General features: G+C 63.9%; 18 protein-coding genes. 4 read left to right on the top strand and 14 right to left on the bottom strand.

Going from position 1 to position 17,970, the window contains the following annotated elements; translation table 11 throughout:
• Positions 1–15 precede the first annotated feature (15 nt).
• From pstB to BLW56_RS19110, 8 genes are all read right to left on the bottom strand, one after another.
• The gene (gene pstB / locus BLW56_RS19145) at positions 16–798 is read right to left on the bottom strand and encodes a phosphate ABC transporter ATP-binding protein PstB (protein ID WP_093512745.1); all 783 of its coding nucleotides are present in this window, start codon (positions 796–798) and stop codon (positions 16–18) included.
• Positions 799–803: 5 nt separating this feature from the next.
• Positions 804–2,060, bottom strand: a complete 1,257-nt coding sequence (gene pstA, locus BLW56_RS19140; RefSeq protein WP_093512743.1) for a phosphate ABC transporter permease PstA — start codon at positions 2,058–2,060, stop codon at positions 804–806.
• Entirely contained in the window at positions 2,053–3,429 is a 1,377-nt protein-coding gene (gene pstC / locus BLW56_RS19135) for a phosphate ABC transporter permease subunit PstC (protein WP_093512741.1), read from the bottom strand. Before pstC ends, pstA begins: the two co-directional genes overlap by 8 nt.
• An 81-nt stretch (positions 3,430–3,510) precedes the next feature.
• Complete coding sequence (locus tag BLW56_RS19130) at positions 3,511–4,560, bottom strand: substrate-binding domain-containing protein (protein ID WP_093512740.1); 1,050 nt, start codon at positions 4,558–4,560, stop codon at positions 3,511–3,513.
• A 181-nt stretch (positions 4,561–4,741) separates the two neighbouring features.
• A complete protein-coding gene (gene dcd / locus BLW56_RS19125; RefSeq protein WP_093512738.1) occupies positions 4,742–5,296 on the bottom strand; it encodes a dCTP deaminase in 555 nt (184 codons plus the stop codon).
• Between the two features lie 38 nt (positions 5,297–5,334).
• Complete coding sequence (locus BLW56_RS19120) at positions 5,335–5,784, bottom strand: cytidine deaminase (protein WP_093512736.1); 450 nt, start codon at positions 5,782–5,784, stop codon at positions 5,335–5,337.
• Positions 5,781–6,536 (bottom strand): GH25 family lysozyme, encoded by a 756-nt coding sequence (locus BLW56_RS19115; RefSeq protein ID WP_093512734.1) that lies wholly within the window; start codon positions 6,534–6,536, stop codon positions 5,781–5,783. Before BLW56_RS19115 ends, BLW56_RS19120 begins: the two co-directional genes overlap by 4 nt.
• Positions 6,537–6,538: 2 nt before the next feature.
• A complete protein-coding gene (locus BLW56_RS19110; RefSeq protein WP_093512732.1) occupies positions 6,539–7,036 on the bottom strand; it encodes a UPF0262 family protein in 498 nt (165 codons plus the stop codon).
• A gap of 170 nt (positions 7,037–7,206) precedes the next feature.
• On the opposite strand from BLW56_RS19110, the gene BLW56_RS19105 reads away from it, so the two are divergent.
• Positions 7,207–8,718: a replicative DNA helicase gene (locus BLW56_RS19105; protein ID WP_093512730.1), complete on the top strand. Its 1,512-nt coding sequence runs from the start codon at positions 7,207–7,209 to the stop codon at positions 8,716–8,718.
• 9 nt (positions 8,719–8,727) lie between these two features.
• On the opposite strand, the gene BLW56_RS19100 is transcribed toward BLW56_RS19105, so the two are convergent.
• From BLW56_RS19100 to astD, 6 genes are all read right to left on the bottom strand, one after another.
• Positions 8,728–9,525 carry a phosphoadenylyl-sulfate reductase gene (locus BLW56_RS19100; RefSeq protein ID WP_093512728.1) on the bottom strand — a complete coding sequence of 266 codons (798 nt, stop codon included), beginning with the start codon at positions 9,523–9,525 and terminating at the stop codon, positions 8,728–8,730.
• Positions 9,518–9,931 carry a DUF934 domain-containing protein gene (locus BLW56_RS19095; RefSeq protein WP_093512726.1) on the bottom strand — a complete coding sequence of 138 codons (414 nt, stop codon included), beginning with the start codon at positions 9,929–9,931 and terminating at the stop codon, positions 9,518–9,520. The genes BLW56_RS19100 and BLW56_RS19095 overlap by 8 nt, the downstream gene beginning before the upstream one ends.
• Positions 9,924–11,555, bottom strand: a complete 1,632-nt coding sequence (locus BLW56_RS19090; protein WP_093512724.1) for a nitrite/sulfite reductase — start codon at positions 11,553–11,555, stop codon at positions 9,924–9,926. Before BLW56_RS19090 ends, BLW56_RS19095 begins: the two co-directional genes overlap by 8 nt.
• 1 nt (position 11,556) lies before the next feature.
• On the bottom strand, positions 11,557–11,853 hold the full coding sequence (locus BLW56_RS19085) for a DUF2849 domain-containing protein (protein WP_093512722.1): 297 nt from the start codon (positions 11,851–11,853) through the stop codon (positions 11,557–11,559).
• The gene (cobA, locus tag BLW56_RS19080) at positions 11,850–12,638 is read right to left on the bottom strand and encodes a uroporphyrinogen-III C-methyltransferase (protein ID WP_093513103.1); all 789 of its coding nucleotides are present in this window, start codon (positions 12,636–12,638) and stop codon (positions 11,850–11,852) included. Before cobA ends, BLW56_RS19085 begins: the two co-directional genes overlap by 4 nt.
• A 151-nt stretch (positions 12,639–12,789) precedes the next feature.
• Positions 12,790–14,235, bottom strand: coding sequence for a succinylglutamate-semialdehyde dehydrogenase (gene astD, locus BLW56_RS19075; protein WP_093512720.1), 1,446 nt, complete (start codon positions 14,233–14,235; stop codon positions 12,790–12,792).
• A gap of 151 nt (positions 14,236–14,386) precedes the next feature.
• Here astD and BLW56_RS19070 point away from each other — a divergent pair, with 151 nt between their 5' ends.
• The 3 genes from BLW56_RS19070 (at position 14,387) to BLW56_RS19060 (ending at position 17,955) form a co-directional block, all read left to right on the top strand.
• Positions 14,387–15,292, top strand: a complete 906-nt coding sequence (locus tag BLW56_RS19070; RefSeq protein ID WP_093512719.1) for an alpha/beta fold hydrolase — start codon at positions 14,387–14,389, stop codon at positions 15,290–15,292.
• Positions 15,289–16,467, top strand: coding sequence for a glycosyltransferase (locus BLW56_RS19065; protein ID WP_256203700.1), 1,179 nt, complete (start codon positions 15,289–15,291; stop codon positions 16,465–16,467). Before BLW56_RS19070 ends, BLW56_RS19065 begins: the two co-directional genes overlap by 4 nt.
• 84 nt (positions 16,468–16,551) lie before the next feature.
• A complete protein-coding gene (locus BLW56_RS19060; RefSeq protein WP_093512717.1) occupies positions 16,552–17,955 on the top strand; it encodes an NAD(P)H-dependent flavin oxidoreductase in 1,404 nt (467 codons plus the stop codon).
• The last annotated feature ends 15 nt before the right edge of the window (positions 17,956–17,970 follow it).

Here is a 17,970-nt window from a genome sequence, read left to right as displayed (position 1 = left end):
CTTTTGCGCTGCGGATCAACCGTAGCGGCCAGTGATATAGTCCTTGGTGCGTTCCTGCTTCGGGTTGGTGAAGATGTCGGTCGTCTTTCCATATTCGACCAACGTCCCGAGGTGGAAAAAGGCGGTGCGCTGCGACACGCGGGCCGCCTGCTGCATATTGTGGGTAACGATCACGATCGCATATTTGCCGCGCAGTTCGTGGATCAATTCCTCGATCTTCGCCGTGGCGATCGGGTCGAGCGCCGAGCAGGGCTCGTCCATCAGGATCACTTCGGGGTCGACCGCGATCGCGCGCGCGATGCACAGGCGCTGCTGCTGGCCGCCCGACAGCGCGGTGCCGCTCTCGCCGAGGCGGTCCTTTACCTCGTCCCACAGGCCGGCGCGCACCAGCGCGCGCTCGACGATGACGTCGAGGTCGGCCTTCGACGGCGCGAGGCCGTGGATGCGCGGACCATAGCCGACATTGTCATAGATCGACTTGGGGAAGGGGTTCGGTTTCTGGAACACCATGCCGACGCGGGCGCGGAGCTGTACGACGTCCATCGACGGTGCGTAGATGTCCTCGCCGTCGAGTTCGATCTGCCCGGTGACGCGCGCGCTGGCGACCGTGTCGTTCATGCGGTTCAGCGAACGCAGGAAGGTCGACTTGCCGCAGCCCGACGGGCCGATGAAGGCGGTGACGAGGTCGGTGCCGACGTCGATCGACACGTCGTTGATCGCCTGTTTTTCGCCATAGAAGACGTTGACGCCGTGCGCCTTCATCTTGGGGTCGGCGATGGTAAGATCGTCTTGGGTCATTGGGGTCACCAGCGTTTTTCGAATTTGTTGCGAAGATAGATCGCAAAGGCGTTCATCGACAGCAGCACGATAAGCAGCACGATGATCGCGGCGGAGGTTTTCTCGACAAAGCCCCGGTCGACTTCGTCCGACCAGAGGAAAATCTGCATCGGCAGCACGGTCGAGGGCGAGCAGATGCCGCCCGGAACGTCGCCGATAAACGCGCGCATGCCGACGAGGAGCAAAGGCGCGGTCTCACCCAGCGCGCGCGCCATGCCGATGATCGTGCCGGTCAGGATGCCGGGCAGGGCGAGCGGCAGGACATGATGGAACACCACCTGCACCGGGCTGGCGCCGACGCCGAGCGCCGCGTCGCGGATCGACGGCGGCACCGACTTGATCGCGTTGCGGCTGGCGATCACGATCACCGGCATCGTCATCAGCGCCAAGGTCAGCCCGCCGACGAGCGGGCTCGCCTGACAGAGGCCGAACCAGTTGATGAACACCGCGAGCGCGAGCAGGCCGAAGATGATCGAGGGCACTGCGGCGAGGTTGTTGATCGACACTTCAATGAGGTCGGTCCAGCGGTTCTTCGGCGCATATTCTTCCAGATAAAGCGCCGCGAGCACGCCGGTCGGGAAGGCGATGAGGAAGGCGATGAAGATCGTCAGCACCGATCCCTTGAGCGCGCCCCATATGCCCGCGACCGCGGGGTCGGTGGCGTCGGCGTTCTTAAAGAAGGGCCAGTGAATGCCGGTCGACAGCTTGCCGTCCTTCTCCAGCGCGTCGACCTTTGCGCCGAGCGCGCCCTTGGCGCCTTCCTTGGCGGTGATGTCGACTTCGGACGAGGCGGGCAGCTCGAACACCGTCTTGCCGTTGAGCAATTCGGGATCGTCCTTGATCGCGCTGCGCACTTCCTTCCACGCATTCTCGCTGATCAGCTTCGATCCGTCGGTGCCCAGCGCCTCGTCGGCGGCAAAGGCAACGATGTCGGAGAGGCCGGCATTCGCGATGACCTGATCGGCGTCGGCATCGCCGAGGCGCGCCTTGTCAATCGTCAGCGGCATCGCCTTGAAATCGACTGGCACTTCGACATGCGTATACATGAAGCCGCGTGCGCCGTTGCCGACCATCACGAACAGCAGGAAAGCGAGGAAAGCGCCCGAGAGCAGCACCGCGCCCAGCCCCATCAGCTTGAAGCGGCGTTCGGCGGCGTAGCGCTTCGCGATGCGCGTCTGCATCACGGAGCCTTTCCAGTCGGTGGGGGCGGTCTGCCTATTCATAAGCTTCACGATACTTTTTGACGATGCGCAGCGCGACGATGTTGAGCAGCAGCGTAACGATGAAGAGGACGAGGCCGAGCGCGAAGGCCGCCAGCGTTTTCGCGCTGTCGAACTCCTGGTCGCCGGTGAGCAGTTTTACGATCTGCGCGGTCACCGTGGTGACGCTGGCAAAGGGGTTGGCGGTCATGTTCGCCGACAGGCCGGCGGCCATGACGACGATCATCGTCTCGCCGATCGCGCGGCTGACCGCGAGCAATATGCCGCCCATCACGCCGGGAAGCGCGGCGGGGATCAGCACCTGGCGGATCGTCTCGTTCGGCGTCGCGCCCAATGCGAGCGATCCGTCGCGCATCGCCTGCGGCACCGCGTTGATGCTGTCGTCGGCCATCGAGGAGACGAAGGGGATGATCATCACGCCCATCACGATACCCGCGGCGAGCGCGCTTTCGGTCGAGGCGTTGGGAATACCCAGCATCACCGCGAATTCGCGCAGCGCCGGGGCCACCGTCAGCGCGGCGAAATAGCCGTAGACGACCGTGGGCACGCCCGCGAGGATTTCGAGCAGCGGCTTCACCCATTTGCGCACCGTCGGCGCGGCATATTGGGTGAGGTAGACCGCGGTCATCATCCCGATCGGGATCGCGACGATCATCGCGATGATCGCGCCGATCAGGATCGTGCCCCAGAACAGCGGAATGCCGCCGAAGGTGTCGGGCTGCGGCGCGCCGCTGGTCGGAGCCCATTCGGTCCCGAACAGCAGTTCGGCCGGCGAGACGAGACGGAAGAAGCGGATCGATTCAAAGAGCAGCGACAGCACGATGCCGAATGTCGTGAGGATCGCGACGAGCGACGCGAGCAGCAGGAACAGCATCACGATCTTTTCGACCCGCGTGCGCGCTCGGAAATCGGGCTTGATCCGCGTGAAGGCGTAGAGTCCGCCCGCGAGCGCCAGCGCGAGCATCGCGGCGATGCCGATCCACGCATATTTGTGGCTGGCGTCGGCATAGGGCTTCACCAGCGGCGCCGCGGCGGGCAAGCGCACCGCGGCCTGCTTGCCCTCGGCGACGCTGCGCGCGTCCGACAGGATCGCGCCGCGCTCGAAGCCGAAAGAGGGGAGACCTTGCGCCGCCTCGGTCGCGAGCACCTGATTGGTGACCAGCGCGGGCGAGACCGACGACCAGACGGCCAGGAACAGCGCGGCGGGGGCGAAGAGCCACAGCGCGACGTACCAACCATGATATTGCGGGCGCGAATGGAGCTTTTCACCGGCGCGGCCGGCCAGCAGGTTTGACCGCGCGCGACCGGCGAGCCAGCCGATCAGCGCGAGACCCGCGATCAAAAGCAGAAGGGCGGCGGCGTTGAAGGTCACGTCGCTATTTCCGTCCTCAGAAAAATCAAAAAGGCGGCGGCCGGACCGGGCGAGCCCGCCCGGCCACCAGCGGGAGGAAACTTATTTGAGTTCGGCGCCGTTCAGCGCGGTCATCGCCTTGCCGTTCGACGCCGCGATGTCGGCAATCGCTTTCGGCGACACGATCAGGCCCTTGGCGTTCAGATAGCCGCCGTCACCCGCGCCCTTCAGGAACTCGGCGACATATTCGGCGAGGCCCGGGACGACGCCGACGTGCGCCTTCTTGATATAGATGAACAGCGGACGCGAGCCGGGGTAGCTGCCGTCGGCGATCGCGGCATAGGTGGGCGAAACGCCCTGCACCGGAACCGCCTTGATCTTGTCCTTGTTCGCATCGAGATAGCTGAAGCCGAAGATGCCGAGGCTGGTCGGGTTCTTGTCGAGCTTCGAGATAATGAGGTTATCATTCTCGCCCTGCTCGACATAATAGGGCGCGCCGCGCAGCGTGGTGCAGGTCGCTTCGTGCTTTTCCTTGTCGCTGTCCTTCAGCGCCTTCATCTCGGCATTGGCATCGCAACCCTTGCCAAGGATCAGTTCCTTGAACGCATCATAGGTACCGCTGGTCGACGGCGGGCCGAAGACCGAGATCGCCACGGCGGGGAGGGCCGGGTTCACGTCCTTCCAGGTCTTGGCGGTGTTCGGCTTGCCATAGGGGTTCGCCGCCAGCGCCTTGTAGACATCTTCTTCGGAGAGCTTGAAGCCCGGGCCACGCTGCGCTTCGCCCAGCGCGATGCCGTCAATGCCGATCTGGACTTCGACGATGTCCTTCACGCCATTTTTGACGCAGGTGTCATATTCCTTCTTCTTGATGCGACGCGAGGCGTTCGCGATGTCGGGCGTGTCGCCGCCGACGCCGCTGCAGAAACGTTCAAAGCCGCCGCCGGTGCCCGTGCTGTCGATCTTCGGCGTCTTGTTGCCCGTCGCTTCGGCGAACTTTTCGCCGACCGCGGTGGCAAAGGGATAGACGGTCGAAGAGCCGACCGCGCTGATATAATCGCGCGCGCCGCCGCCCGAAGATGCCTGATCCTGGCACGCGGAAAGCGCGAGCGCGCACGTCGCAGCGCCAGCAACAAGGGCAAATTTCTGGAACATCGGGTAATCCTGTCGGGGGTCGTTACCGAACCAAGCCGCCACCCCCGCGGCGACTCGCTGAGCCGCCAATGAGGGAGTTGTGTGACGTGTTTGTGACATTTCGTGTCACATAAGTGTCATGCTGCCCGCTCGTCTGAACCCGACATCTCGGTGTGGGCCATGCCTGCGCGGCGTGGCCGCCTTAAAGCTTGGGCAGGGTGACGCCCTTCTGGCCCATATATTTGCCCGCGCGGTCGGCGTAGCTCGTCTCGCACGGCTCGTTGCCCTGCAGGAACAGGAACTGGCAGGCGCCCTCATTGGCATAGATTTTGGCGGGCAGGGGTGTCGTGTTCGAAAATTCGAGCGTCACATGACCTTCCCAGCCGGGTTCGAGCGGCGTGACGTTCACGATGATGCCGCAACGGGCGTAGGTCGATTTGCCGAGGCAGATGACGAGCACGTCGCGCGGAATACGGAAATATTCGACCGTGCGCGCAAGCGCGAAGCTGTTCGGCGGGATGATGCAGACATCGGTTTCGCGGTCGACGAAATTCTTCGGATCGAAATCCTTGGGATCGACGATCGTCGAATCGACGTTGGTGAAAATCTTGAATTCGGGCGCGACGCGGGCGTCATAGCCGTAGGAGGACAGGCCATAGCTGATACAGCCGTCGCGGCGCTGTGCCTCCACGAACGGTTCGATCATGCCCTGCGTCTGGGCGGCTTCGCGAATCCAGCGATCGGAAAGAATAGCCATGGTGTCTCTTGTCGGTCCTGTGGGTGTTGCGCAAGCGGTCAGTCGATGAGGCCGAGGTCCTTGGGCCCGAAGGCCGCGGGGAGCAGTTCGCTGAGCTTATAGGTCTTCACCGCGCTGCCGTCGCCCGAGGCGCAATGGACGAGAATGTCGGTCTGCGACCGCTCGGCGGCCTCGTTGAGGATCTGGCGGCAACGGCCGCAGGGGTTGACCGGGTCAGAGCCGAGCAGCGCCTCGCCGTCGGGGCGCCCGCCGACGATGGCGACCTCGGCAAGCTCGCCGATCCAGCCCTCGTTCGCGATTTTCGCAACTGCGGCGGTCTCGGCGCAGAGGGTAAGGCCATAGCTCGCATTTTCGACATTGGCGCCGGTAACGACGTCGCCATTTTTCAGGAGCAGCGCGGCGCCGACATGGAAGCCTGAGTAGGGTGCATAGGCACGACCCGCCGCGTCGCGAGCAGCGTCGATCAAGGCATCACGTGTATCGGTCATCGCATCTCTCCTTGCGGGCGCAGCGCGTTCCAGCCGACGGTGCCCTCGGCGCCCGACAGGCGCACATAGTTATTGGCTTGCCACATCGTCCAAGGGTGCGCGCCATAATCGGGTTCGAAAAAGTCGCGGCGCAGCCAGGTCGTGCGCGCGATTCCCTGGGTTACCTTGTAATCACTCTCGAACGCCGGGCCGGGCGCGATCACGCTCTGCTTGCCCATATGCGCCTCGATCTGTGCCAGAAAGGTTGCGAGTTCGGAGAGCAAAAGCGCGCGCGTCGGGCGGTCGGGGCAGCGATCGTCGTAATCGAGCCAGACCACGGCGGGCAGCGCGTCGGCGCGGCGGGGAACATGGCGGATGAAGTTCGCGGCCTGATCGGTCGCGAGCTGGCAGAGGCTATAACGGTGGATCGCGCCCGCCTGCACGCCGGCCTCGCGTGCGGCCGCCATATTGCGCGCGAATTGGGGATCGACCGCCGAAGAGCCGTCGGTGCCCATAATATAAGCGAAATCGGCGCCCGCCGCCTTGATCGAGCCCCAATGCACATCGCCATTGTCCGCATCGATCGTGACACCCTGCGTCGGATAGAGGGCGCGGTCGGGAATCCAGCGGGCGGCCCACCATAATGCAAGGCCCGCGGTGAGCAGCAGCAGCACGATGGCGGCGCCGATCTTGCGCAAGGTGCGCGTAATCGCCGCGCCCCAGTCGCCGCCGGCTTTCCCCGGTTTCCTGCTTCTGATTGCCCCCGATGCCATCGTCAGCCCTTGATGTGGAGCACGCAGATCAGCGTGAACAGTCGTCGCGCGGTAGCGAAATCGACTGCGATCTTGCCGTCGAGCCGGTCCATCAGCATCTCTGCCGCTTCATTGTGCAGCCCGCGGCGCGCCATGTCGACGGTTTCGATCTGCTGCGCGGTCGAGGTCTTGATCGCCTGATAATATGAGTCGCAGATCGCGAAATAGTCACGGATCGGGCGACGGAAACGGCCGAGGCCAAGGATGATCGCCTCGAGCGGTGTGCCGTCTTCGCGGCTGATTTCAAAGATCAACCGCCCGTCCTCGACGCGCAGCATCAAACGGTACGGGCCGGCATAGCCATCGGCATGCCCCCGCTGCGGAACGAATTTATTGTCCTCGATCAGATCGAAGATCGCGACGCGGCGCTCCTGCTCGACGTCGGGATTGCGCCAGACGATCGAACCCTCGTCGAGTTCGATCGAAATGATCCGTTGTTTCGAGGGGTCTGCGTCGGCCATGCTGTCCGTGCTTCTACTTGGACGGGGGCGAAGGGCAAGAGGGCTGACGCGGCCCTCTCGCCGCTCGACCACCGGGATTAGAGACTTATCCCCAGAAGCACCCCCGACGCTGCCGATCAGCATATCCAAGCCCGTTGCACCTGCCGAGCGATCGGAGCATGAAGACATCAATGCCCGAACTAGCCCTTATCCCGACCGCCGTCCCCACTGGCGACGAGCGCCAGATGCCGCGTAATATCGAGGCCGAGGCCGCGTTTCTCGGAGCGATCCTGATCGACAACCGAGTCGTCGAGGATCTGCCCGTCGCACTGACGCCCGACCATTTCTTCGAACCGCTGCACGGCCGCATCTTTCAGCAGACGATGGCGCTGATCGAGCGCAACAGCATCGCGACCCCCGTGACGCTGAAACCCTATTTCGAGGCCGATGAAGCGATGAAGGCGGTCGGCGGGGTCGGCTATCTGGCGCAGCTCACCGGCAGCGGCGCAGGGCTGATCGGCGCGCGCGATTTTGCGCGGCAGATTTTCGACCTGGCGCTGCTACGCGAACTGGCCGGGGTTGGGCGCACGCTGGTCGACAATGCGCTCGACACCAGCGAACGCGTCGATCCGCAGGCACAGATCGAAGAGGCTGAAACCGCGCTCTATCGCGTCGCGGGCGGTGAGGCCGAGATGGGGTCGGTCAAAAGCTTCAATCAGGCCAGCCTGACGGCGCTGCAGGCGGCCGAGCGCGCGCTTAATTCGGGCGGTCATCTGTCGGGTATCACGACCGGCATCGCGAGCATGAACGCCAAGATCGGCGGCATGCACAATTCGGATTTGATGATCCTCGCGGGCCGACCGGGTATGGGCAAGACCTCGCTTGCCACCAATATTGCCTACAACGCCGCTGAACGCTGGCGGCGGGACGAGGATGACGGCATTCCGCCCGAGAAGAATATGGGCGCGAAAGTTGCCTTCTTCAGCCTCGAAATGTCCGCCGACCAGCTCGCGACGCGCGTGCTCGCCGAGCAATCGGGCGTTTCGGGTGAAGCGCTGCGCATGGGCAAGATCAGCAAGGAGCAGTTTCAGCAACTGAGCCGCGCGGCGCAGCAACTTCAAACGCTGCCGCTGTTCATCGATGACACGCCGGGGTTGACGATCGCGGGCCTGCGTACCCGCGCGCGGCGTCTGCAGCGCCGACACGGCATCGGCTTCATCATCGTCGACTATCTTCAGCTGTTGCAGGGCACTTCGAAAAGCGGCGACAATCGCGTGCAGGAAATTTCAGAAATTTCCCGCGGTTTGAAGACTCTGGCAAAGGAACTTCATGTTCCGGTGATGGCGCTGTCGCAGCTCAGCCGCGCGGTTGAAAGCCGCGAAGACAAAAGGCCGATGCTGTCCGATCTGCGTGAATCGGGATCGATCGAACAGGACGCCGATATGGTCATCTTCGTGTTTCGCGAGGATTATTATGTCGGTTCGCGCGAACCAAAGCGCCCGATCGAGGGCGACGATGTCAAAATCCATGCGCAGCACGAGGAATGGGCGGCCGAGATGGAACGAGTCTTCGGCCTGGCGGAAGTGATCATCGCAAAGTCACGCCATGGCTCGATCGGCAAGGTGCGCCTGCACTTCGAGGCGAAGACGACGAAATTCAGCGACCTTGCGGACGGCAGTCAGGCATTCGAAGATTATGAGTGACGACGCGGCCTAGAACGCCGGGTCGTTCGCCGGATCGTCGCCCAGCGGCGTCACTTCGGCGTGAATGCCGCATTCGGTCTTGTCCCAGCCGCGCCAGCGGCCCGAGCGCGGGTCTTCGCCCGGCTTGACCTTCGATGTGCATGGAGAACAGCCGATCGATGGATAGCCTTCGGCCTCCAGCGGATGCCGCGGCAAGTCGTGCGCCGCAAAATAGGCGTCGAGTTCTTCGCGTGTCCAATTGGCGAGCGGGTTGAATTTGAGGCGGCCGGTCGTGCCGTCGAGTTCGAAGCGGGCGAGTCCCTGACGTGTCGACGACTGGAAGCCCTTGCGCCCGGTGATCGAGGTGTCGAAATCGGCAAGCGCCTTTTCGAGCGGCTTCACCTTACGGATTTCGCAGCAACCATCGGGGTCGTACGACCAGCGCAATTCGGTCGCGTCCTTTTGCGCGAGGTCTTCGGCATCGGGCGTCAGGTTGACGATGTTGAGCTTCAGCTTCGCGGCGAGCGTATCGCGATAGGCGAGCGTTTCGGGGAAATGCTTGCCAGTGTCGAGGAACAGCACCGGCATGTCGGGCGCGGCGCGAGCGACGAGGTGCAGCAGCACCGCGCTTTCGGCGCCGAAGCTGGATACGATCGCGGTCTCGCCGAGCAGCCCCGCGCCGATCACGCTCGCGACAACCTCGGCGGCATCCTGACCGCGAAAGAGGTTGTTGAGGCGTATGACATCGGCCTGCGTGAAGCGCGGCGCGACATCGATCCGGTCGCGGGTGCGGTCCGCGCGCGAAGAAGAGGCCTTCAGATCAGCCATGCCTTAATTTCCAGATTGGCACCGCACCGTCGGCGGCGCCCTGATAATGTTCGGGCCAGCGCGTCAGCGCCGCTTCGACATCGGCCGGATTGAGCGCCTTTTCGGGCGCGAAGGTGTCGAAACCGCAGCGCTTCATATAGGCAATCTGGTCGACGAGGACGTCGCCCTGCGCGCGCAGTTCGCCGATATATCCCGCCTCGCGAAGGATACGCGCCGACGAATAGCCGCGGCCATCGCGGAATTTGGGAAAGGCGACTTCGATCAGCGCGAGCCGGTCGAGGTGCGGAATCAGCGCCCGCGCATCCTCGTCGGGTTCGAGCCGCACTGCGGTCGCGTTCGACTGCGACAGGAAGGCGTCGAGGGTGACCGCGGGTTCTTCGCCATCGGCGTGCAGATGCTCAACCATAGATAGCCTCCTTGAAGGGAGCCATGCCGATACGGCGGTAGGTGTCGACGAAACGCTCGCCTTCGGTCCGTTCGGCGAGATATTTGTCGGTGACGCGCTCGATCGCATCGACGACGCCATCCTCGTCGAAACCGGGACCGGTGATCGTGCCGAGGCTGACGTCCTCCGCGCCCGAGCCGCCGAGCGACAGCTGGTAATTTTCGGTGCCCTTACGATCGACGCCGAGGATGCCGATGTGGCCGGCGTGGTGATGCCCGCAGGCGTTGATGCAGCCCGAAATCTTGAGCTTGAGTTCGCCCAGTTCCTTCTGGCGGCCGAGGTCCGAGAAGCGCGTTGCGATCTTCTGTGCGACCGGGATCGAGCGCGCGTTGGCAAGGCTGCAATAATCGAGGCCGGGGCAGGCGATGATGTCGCTGATGAGGTCGAGGTTCGGCGTCGCGAGACCCGCGGCGTCGAGCGCCTGCCAGATAGCATAGAGATCGGCCTTGCGGACGTGCGGCAGCACGATGTTCTGCGCGTGGGTGACGCGGAGCTCGTCGTGGCTGTATTTCTCGCCAAGGTCGGCCATCAGGTCGATCTGCGCCGACGACGCATCGCCGGGGATGCCGCCGACGGGCTTCAGGCTGATGTTGACGATGGCATAACCGGGCGCCTTGTGCGCAGCGACATTCTGGTCGACCCAGACAGCGAAGTCGGGATCGCTGCGGTCGATGGCATCGGGTGCCGACGTGTCGAGTGCAGGCGGCGCGAATTGTGCCGCGATGCGGTCGAACTCGGCCTTCGGCGGGTCGATGCCCAGCGACTTCACATGCGCGAACTCTTCCTCGACTTGGCGGCGATATTCGTCGGCGCCCAGCTCGTGGATCAGGATCTTGATGCGCGCCTTATAGATATTGTCGCGGCGGCCGTAGCGATTGTAGACGCGCAAGCACGCCTCGGCATAGCTCAGCATATCCTCGAGAGGCACGAAATCCTTGATCAGCGGTGCGATCATCGGGGTGCGGCCCATGCCGCCGCCGACGTAGAAGGCGGCGCCATGGACGCCATCTCGTTCGACGATCTGAATGCCGATGTCGTGAAGGCGCATCGCGGCGCGATCTTCCTCGGCAGCGATCACCGCGATCTTGAACTTGCGCGGCAGATAGCTGAATTCGGGGTGGAAGCTCGACCATTGGCGGAGCAGTTCGGCCCACGGGCGCGGGTCGGTGATCTCGTCGGCGGCGGCGCCCGCCCACTGGTCCGAGCTGATGTTGCGGATGCAATTGCCGCTCGTCTGGATCGCATGCATCTCGACCGACGCGAGGTCGGCGAGGATCGCGGGCGCATCCTCGAGCTTGATCCAGTTATATTGAAGGTTCTGGCGCGTGGTGAAATGGCCGTAGTCGCGGTCATATTTGCGCGCGATATGCGCCAGCATCCGCATCTGACGGCTGTCGAGCGTGCCATAGGGCACCGCTACGCGCAGCATATAGGCGTGAAGCTGGAGATAGAGGCCGTTCATCAGCCGCAGCGGCTTGAACTGGTCCTCGGTGATTTCGCCCGCAAGGCGGCGGCGCACCTGATCCGAAAATTCGGCAACACGGGCGTCGACCATCTGCTGGTCATATTCGTCATATTTATACATGTCAGATCACCCAGTCGCCGGCCGCGGGATCGGCGGGTTTCAATGTCAGGTCGGGGCGCACGGTCGGGCCCAAGGCGCGGATGCGATCCTTGATATGCGCGGGGCGCGGGCCCTCGGCCGTCTGTTCGCCGGCGATGATATAGGGGGCGTTGACGCGCCGCGCGCCTTCCTCGGCGGCGAGGATCGCCTCACCATGTTCGCCGACGTCGGCGGCGTCCTCGATATGCAGCGACCAGTCGGCGCCGGTCCACCAGGTGACAAATCCTGTTTTCAGGTCATTGCCCGTGAGCAGTTTCATGTGAAGTCCCTTATTTGAGCCGCGACGCCCGGGGCGCCGAGGCAATCGAGCGCGTCTGCGCGCGCTGCTACCTTGCCGACGACGATCAGCGCCGGACTCGCTACTTTCTCGCGTGCGACGAGGTCGCCGAGATCGGTCAGAAGCGTGCGCAACATGCGCGCATCGGCGGTGGTGCCGCGTTCGACGACCGCTACCGGAAGGTCCGGCGAAACGCCGTCGGCGATCAGCTTGTCGGCGATGGCGCTGGCGGTCGCGAGGCCCATGTAAATGACGAGTGTGCGCCCATGTCCTGCGAGCCCCGACCAATCCTGATCGGTCAGATCCTTGCACTGCCCCGCGACGAAGCTGACTGCGCTCGCATCCTCACGGTGGGTGAGGGGGAGGCCGGCCTGCGCGGCGCAGCCGGCCGCGGCGGTGATGCCGGGAACGACCTCGCATGCAACGCCCGCTTCGCGCGCGGCATCGAGTTCTTCGCCGCCGCGGCCGAAAATGAACGGATCACCGCCTTTGAGGCGGACGACCTGCTTGCCCGCAAGCGTCTCGCGAACCAGCAATTCGTTGATCAGTTCCTGCTTCATCGTGTGGCGGCTGCGCTGCTTGGCGACGCTGATACGCTCGACGTGGGGCGGGATCAGCGCCAGCACACCGTCGCCGACGAGGCCGTCGTGCACGACGAGATCGGCGCTTTCGAGCAATCGCGCGGCGCGCAGTGTCAGGAGGTCTGAGTCACCCGGACCGGCACCGACGAGCCAGAGCTTGCCTGAAAGAAGCGAAATCTTTTCCATGATGCCGAACATGGTTTGCGCGCCCCGAAAGCGCAAAGCAGGCTTTATTGACGACGGTGAAGGTAAAATTGCTGCACCGTCATCCTCGCCAGTCCGGGCTTGATCCGGGGACCAATGGATGCCGGATCAAGTCCGGCATGACGCAATGCAGCTAAAGATACTTCTTTGTCACCAGTTGCGACCCTTCGGGATCGCGCAGGCCGACGCCGATCGAAGCACGCATCGTATCGCTTTCGGCCGATGCCACCGGATAGGCGCAATAATCGGCGGCATAGAAGGCGCTTGGTCGATGATTGCCCGAAAGCCCGATGCCGCCGAACGGTGCAGCCGAAGATGCTCCGTTGGTCGGCCGGTTCCAGTTGATGACACCGGCGCGCGCATTGGCCCAAAACTGGTCGTAAAGCTGCGGCGTCCCGCCGATCAGCGACGCCGACAGGCCGAAGGAGGTGTTGTTCGCCTCGGCAATTGCCGCCTCGAAGCTGTCGACACGAATGACCTGGAGCAGCGGGCCGAATAGCTCGATATCGGGCCGTTCGGGCATCGCGGTGACGTCGATGATGCCGGGCGTCAGGAAGGGGCGTCCCGCAATCGGCCGCGTCATGTGCCGGATCACCTTGCCGCCATTCGACATCAGGACGAGGAAGCTTTCGGTCAGGCCGTCGGCCGCCTCATTGTCGATGACGGGCCCCATGTAGGGCGCCGGGTCGGCATGGGGATGGTCGACGATCAGCCGGTTGGCGAGCTGGCAAATCTCGTCGATCAGCGCGTCGGCGAGATTGTCCCTGACGATCAGGCGGCGCGCATTGCTGCACCGCTGTCCGGCGCTGAGGAAGGCCGACTGGACGACGATGATCGCGGCAGTACGGATGTCGGCGGTGTCCCACACGACGATCGGGTTGTTGCCGCCCATTTCGAGCGCGAGCATCTTGCCCGGCTGGCCTGCGAACTGGCGATTGAGAGCCAGGCCGGTACGCGCCGAGCCGGTGAAAAGCAGTCCGTCGATGCCTTCGTGGCCTGCGAGCGCCTTGCCCGTTTCGGGGCCGCCGACGATGAGGCGAAGCACCTCTTGCGGTACGCCCGCGCTGTGAAAGAGTTCGACGAGCCGCGCGCCGACGGCGGGGGTCTTTTCGGACGGTTTGAACAGCACCGAATTCCCGGCGATCAGCGCCGGAACGATATGGCCATTGGGTAGATGGGCCGGGAAATTATAGGGGCCAAGCACCGCGAGCGCGCCATGCGGCTTGTGCCGAACCGCGTTGCGCAGCCCCATCGCACCCTCGATGCGGCGGTTGGGGGTTCGCTCGGCATAGGATTTGACCGAAATATCAACCTTGTTCGCAACCGATTCGACTTCAGTGCGCGCTTCCCAGAGCGGCTTGCCGGTTTCGTGTGCGATCAGATCCGCGAGCGCCTCGCCCTCGGCCTTCACACGGTCGACGAAGCGGCGGAGCGTTTCGGTGCGGAAAGTGACGGGTTTTGCGGCCCATTCGGGCCAGGCGCGGCGGGCAATCTCGACTTCGGCATCGACGTCGCTGACCGGTCCGCGCCAGAGCTCTTCGCCGGTTGCGGGTTCGAAGGAAATCAAGGGCTCGCTCATGGTCGTCCGCGTCTTATCGGTGAAAGCGGGCAGGGGCAACCTGCGCCGCGCCGGCGCCACGGATTGCTTGCGCCGCGCGGCGCGGTTGGCGATAGACGGATATGAGTCCCGCGCAGCAGATACGCGGAACGGAGCAAGGGGACGTGCCATATTGGTCCAGCAGGATGTAAAGCAGGACGGGCGCCGCGACTGGTCGGACCAATATTGGTGGTCGCACGACGGCGTCCGGCTGCATGCGCGCGTCTATGCCGGGCCCGAAGGAAGCGCCAAGGCGCCGCCGGTGCTGTGCATGCCCGGGCTTGCGCGCAATGCGCGCGATTTCGAAGCACTGGCGCCGCATGTGGCGCAATATCGCAAGGTTATCGTCATCGAGTTCCGCGGACGGGGCGAGAGTGCTTATGCCAAGGATCCGATGACCTATGTCCCGCTGACCTATGTGCAGGACGTGGTTGCGTTGCTCGACGAGTTAGAGATCGCGCAGTTTGCAGCGATCGGCACTTCGCTCGGCGGGCTGGTGGCGATGCTGATGGCGGCGACGATGCCGGGACGACTCGTCGGTGCGGTGCTCAACGACGTCGGACCCCAACTCGAAACGGCGGGGCTTGATCGCATTCGCGATTATATTGGCGCGGGCGGCAGTCAGCCGACCTGGATGCACGCGGCGCGCGCTTTTGCCGAGCTCAACGGCTCAGTCTATCCGGCCTATGGCATCCACGACTGGCTTCGACTGACCAAGCGCACACACAGGCTGACGCCCGAGGGGCGCATCGTCACCGATTATGACAAGCAGATCGCGGCGCCGCTGCGGGTACCGAATGGCGGCGATGCCGGGGTCGACCTGTGGCCCGCATATCGCGCGCTCGGCGACGTTCCGCTGCTGATCCTGCGCGGGGCGCTGTCCGACATATTATCCCGGCCGGCGGGTGAGAGAATGGTGGCTGAACTTTCAGGCGCGCGGCTGGTCGAGGTGCCCGGGGTCGGCCATGCGCCGACGATGGACGAGACCGAAGCACGCGCCGCTATCGACGCCTGGGTCGCGGAGCTTCCGCAAACGTGAGCGACGACGAGCCCGAGACACCCTGGCCCATTCGCATCCTGCACCTCCATTCGAGCTTCTCGCTCGGGGGGAAGGAGGCGCGCGCCGTCCGGTTGATGAACCTGATGGGCGACCGGGCGCATCACACGATCCTGTCGGCGATGCCCGAAGCGCTCGGCGCGCGCGATGCGATCGATCCCGGGATCAAAGTCGATTTCCCGAAAGATGCGCCGCCGCTGCACGGCAAGCCGGCGCCCGGACGCTATCGCGATCTGATGCGCTATATGCTGAATTTCGAGTTGGTGCTGAGCTATAATTGGGGCGCGATGGACGGGGTGATGGCCCATCGTCTCTACTGGAATCGTTGGTGGGACCAAATGCCGCCGAGCCTGATCCATCACGAGGATGGCTTTAACGAGGACGAGAGCGTCAAGCGCAACTGGAAGCGCAATCTGTTCCGCCGCGTCGCGCTCAAACATACTCTCGGTCTGGTGGTTCCCTCGACTTCGCTGCAGCGCATTGCAAAGGAAGAGTGGCGCGCCGATCGCGTTCACCTGATCCGCAACGGCATCGAGGTCGCGGCTTATGCGAGCGGGCCGAGCGTCCCGATCGCCGGCTTTGAGCGTCGCGAAGGCGAAGTCGTGATCGGCACCGTTGCCGGGCTGCGCAAGGTGAAGGATTTGCCGAGGCTGGTGCGCGCGGTTGCGACGCTGCCGCAAAATGTCCGGCTGGTGATCGTGGGCGACGGGCCCGAACGCGACGCGATCCGGGCCGAAGCGGCCGCGTGCGGTCTCGCCGACCGCCTTGTCATGCCCGGCTTCATGGCCGAACCCGCACGTTGGATCGGTCATTTCGACCTGCTCGCCCTGTCGTCGCGCAGCGAGCAGATGCCAATTGCGGTTGTCGAGGCGATGGCGGCAGGGCTGCCCGTCGTCAGCCCCGCTGTCGGCGACGTCGCCGCGATGGTGTCGGATGCGAACCGGCTCTATGTGGCTGCGGACGAGGCTGCTTTCCGCGCGGCGCTGGCGCAAATGACCGACAGCACCGCGCTGCGCGCCGAGGTTGGCGCGGCGAACCGGCGTGTCGCGGCCGAACGGTTCGACGAATCAAATATGGTCGCCGCCTATGAAAAGCTCTATGCTCGTGCGCTTAGCGGCTATGGGCCATTCAGCGGCGGATGGGTCGGCTCCGATTGACAAGAGGGCCGAATTTCCGCTTACGCAAGCGGCAACGGGGGCCGGTTCGCGGGCGCGAAGCGGCGGAGAGAGAGAAGGTTTAGAGTGTTCAAAGGTTTGAAGCCCATCCTTTACGGCGGGCGTGAAGTCTGGCCGCTGGTCGAAGGCGGTAAGGGCGTGTCGGCGACCAACCATATGTCGAGCGGCGCCTGGGCCGCGGCGGGCGGGATCGGCACCGTGTCGGCGGTAAACGCCGACAGCTATGACGCCGAAGGCAAGATCATTCCGCAAATCTATCGCGCGCTGACGCGCAAGGAACGCCACGAAGAGCTGATCCAGTACGGGATCGAAGGCGCGGTCGCGCAGGTCCAACGCGCCTATGACGTGTCGGGCGGCAAGGGTGCGATCAATATCAATGTGCTCTGGGAAATGGGCGGCGCGCAGCAAATTCTCGAAGGCGTGCTGGAACGGACCAAGGGCCTTGTCGCAGGCGTCACTTGCGGCGCGGGCATGCCGTACAAGCTGAGTGAAATCGCCGCGCGGCATAATGTGTTGTATTTGCCGATCATCAGCTCGGCGCGCGCTTTCCGCGCGCTATGGAAGCGCGCTTACAGCAAGGTTCCGCATTTGCTGGGCGCCGTGGTTTACGAAGATCCCTGGCTTGCCGGTGGCCATAACGGCCTATCGAACGCCGAGGATCCGCTGGTTCCGCAGGATCCCTATCCGCGTGTTGCCGCGGTTCGCGAAACGATGCGCGCCGAGGGGATCGCCGACGACGTGCCGATCGTGATGGCGGGCGGCGTCTGGTATCTCCGCGACTGGGAAAACTGGATCGACAATCCCGAACTCGGCCAGATCGCCTTCCAGTACGGCACGCGGCCGCTGCTGACCGAAGAAAGCCCGATCCCCCAGCAGTGGAAGGATCGTCTGCGCACCCTCGACGACGGCGACGTGCTGCTCCACCGCTTCTCGCCGACGGGTTTCTATTCGAGCGCGGTGCGCAACCCGTTCCTGTGCGACCTCGAAGCGCGCGCGGAGCGCCAGATTCCCTATTCGAAGCAGGAAGCGGGCGATCACATCGTCCAGCTCGACGTCGGGGTGAAGGGCAAGAATTTCTGGGTCACGCCGCACGATCGCGCCCGGGCGCGCGACTGGTTCGCCGAAGGCTATACCGAAGCGCTGAAGACCCCCGACAATACGGTGGTCTTCGTGACCGAGGCCGACAAGGCGATCATCCGCAAGGATCAGACCGACTGCATGGGCTGTCTGTCGCATTGCGGTTTTTCGTCGTGGAAGGACCATGACGATTACACCACCGGCTACCTCGCCGATCCGCGCAGTTTCTGTATCCAGAAAACCTTGCAGGACATCGCGCATGACGGCGACGTCGAACAAAATCTGATGTTTGCGGGCCATGCCGCGTTCAATTTCAAGACCGATCCCTTTTATTCGAACAACTTCACCCCAACGGTGAAGCAGCTCGTGGATCGGATTTTGACGGGGGATTGATCGCTTTAACGGGGT

It is taken from the genome of Sphingopyxis sp. YR583 (assembly GCF_900108295.1).
GTDB lineage: Bacteria > Pseudomonadota > Alphaproteobacteria > Sphingomonadales > Sphingomonadaceae > Sphingopyxis.
Note: the sequence above shows the minus strand (reverse complement) of the source record. Positions and strands in the feature narration are given on the sequence as shown.

Excerpts from the sequence above, each read along its gene's own strand:
- pstB (WP_093512745.1), bottom strand. The coding sequence starts at position 798 with ATGACCCAAGACGATCTTACCATCGCCGACCCCAAGATGAAGGCGCAC.
- pstA (WP_093512743.1), bottom strand. The coding sequence starts at position 2,060 with ATGAATAGGCAGACCGCCCCCACCGACTGGAAAGGCTCCGTGATGCAG.
- BLW56_RS19130 (WP_093512740.1), bottom strand. The coding sequence starts at position 4,560 with ATGTTCCAGAAATTTGCCCTTGTTGCTGGCGCTGCGACGTGCGCGCTC.
- dcd (WP_093512738.1), bottom strand. The coding sequence starts at position 5,296 with ATGGCTATTCTTTCCGATCGCTGGATTCGCGAAGCCGCCCAGACGCAG.
- BLW56_RS19120 (WP_093512736.1), bottom strand. The coding sequence starts at position 5,784 with ATGACCGATACACGTGATGCCTTGATCGACGCTGCTCGCGACGCGGCG.
- BLW56_RS19115 (WP_093512734.1), bottom strand. The coding sequence starts at position 6,536 with ATGGCATCGGGGGCAATCAGAAGCAGGAAACCGGGGAAAGCCGGCGGC.
- BLW56_RS19110 (WP_093512732.1), bottom strand. The coding sequence starts at position 7,036 with ATGGCCGACGCAGACCCCTCGAAACAACGGATCATTTCGATCGAACTC.
- BLW56_RS19105 (WP_093512730.1), top strand. The coding sequence starts at position 7,207 with ATGCCCGAACTAGCCCTTATCCCGACCGCCGTCCCCACTGGCGACGAG.
- BLW56_RS19100 (WP_093512728.1), bottom strand. The coding sequence starts at position 9,525 with ATGGCTGATCTGAAGGCCTCTTCTTCGCGCGCGGACCGCACCCGCGAC.
- BLW56_RS19095 (WP_093512726.1), bottom strand. The coding sequence starts at position 9,931 with ATGGTTGAGCATCTGCACGCCGATGGCGAAGAACCCGCGGTCACCCTC.
- BLW56_RS19090 (WP_093512724.1), bottom strand. The coding sequence starts at position 11,555 with ATGTATAAATATGACGAATATGACCAGCAGATGGTCGACGCCCGTGTT.
- BLW56_RS19085 (WP_093512722.1), bottom strand. The coding sequence starts at position 11,853 with ATGAAACTGCTCACGGGCAATGACCTGAAAACAGGATTTGTCACCTGG.
- cobA (WP_093513103.1), bottom strand. The coding sequence starts at position 12,638 with ATGGAAAAGATTTCGCTTCTTTCAGGCAAGCTCTGGCTCGTCGGTGCC.
- astD (WP_093512720.1), bottom strand. The coding sequence starts at position 14,235 with ATGAGCGAGCCCTTGATTTCCTTCGAACCCGCAACCGGCGAAGAGCTC.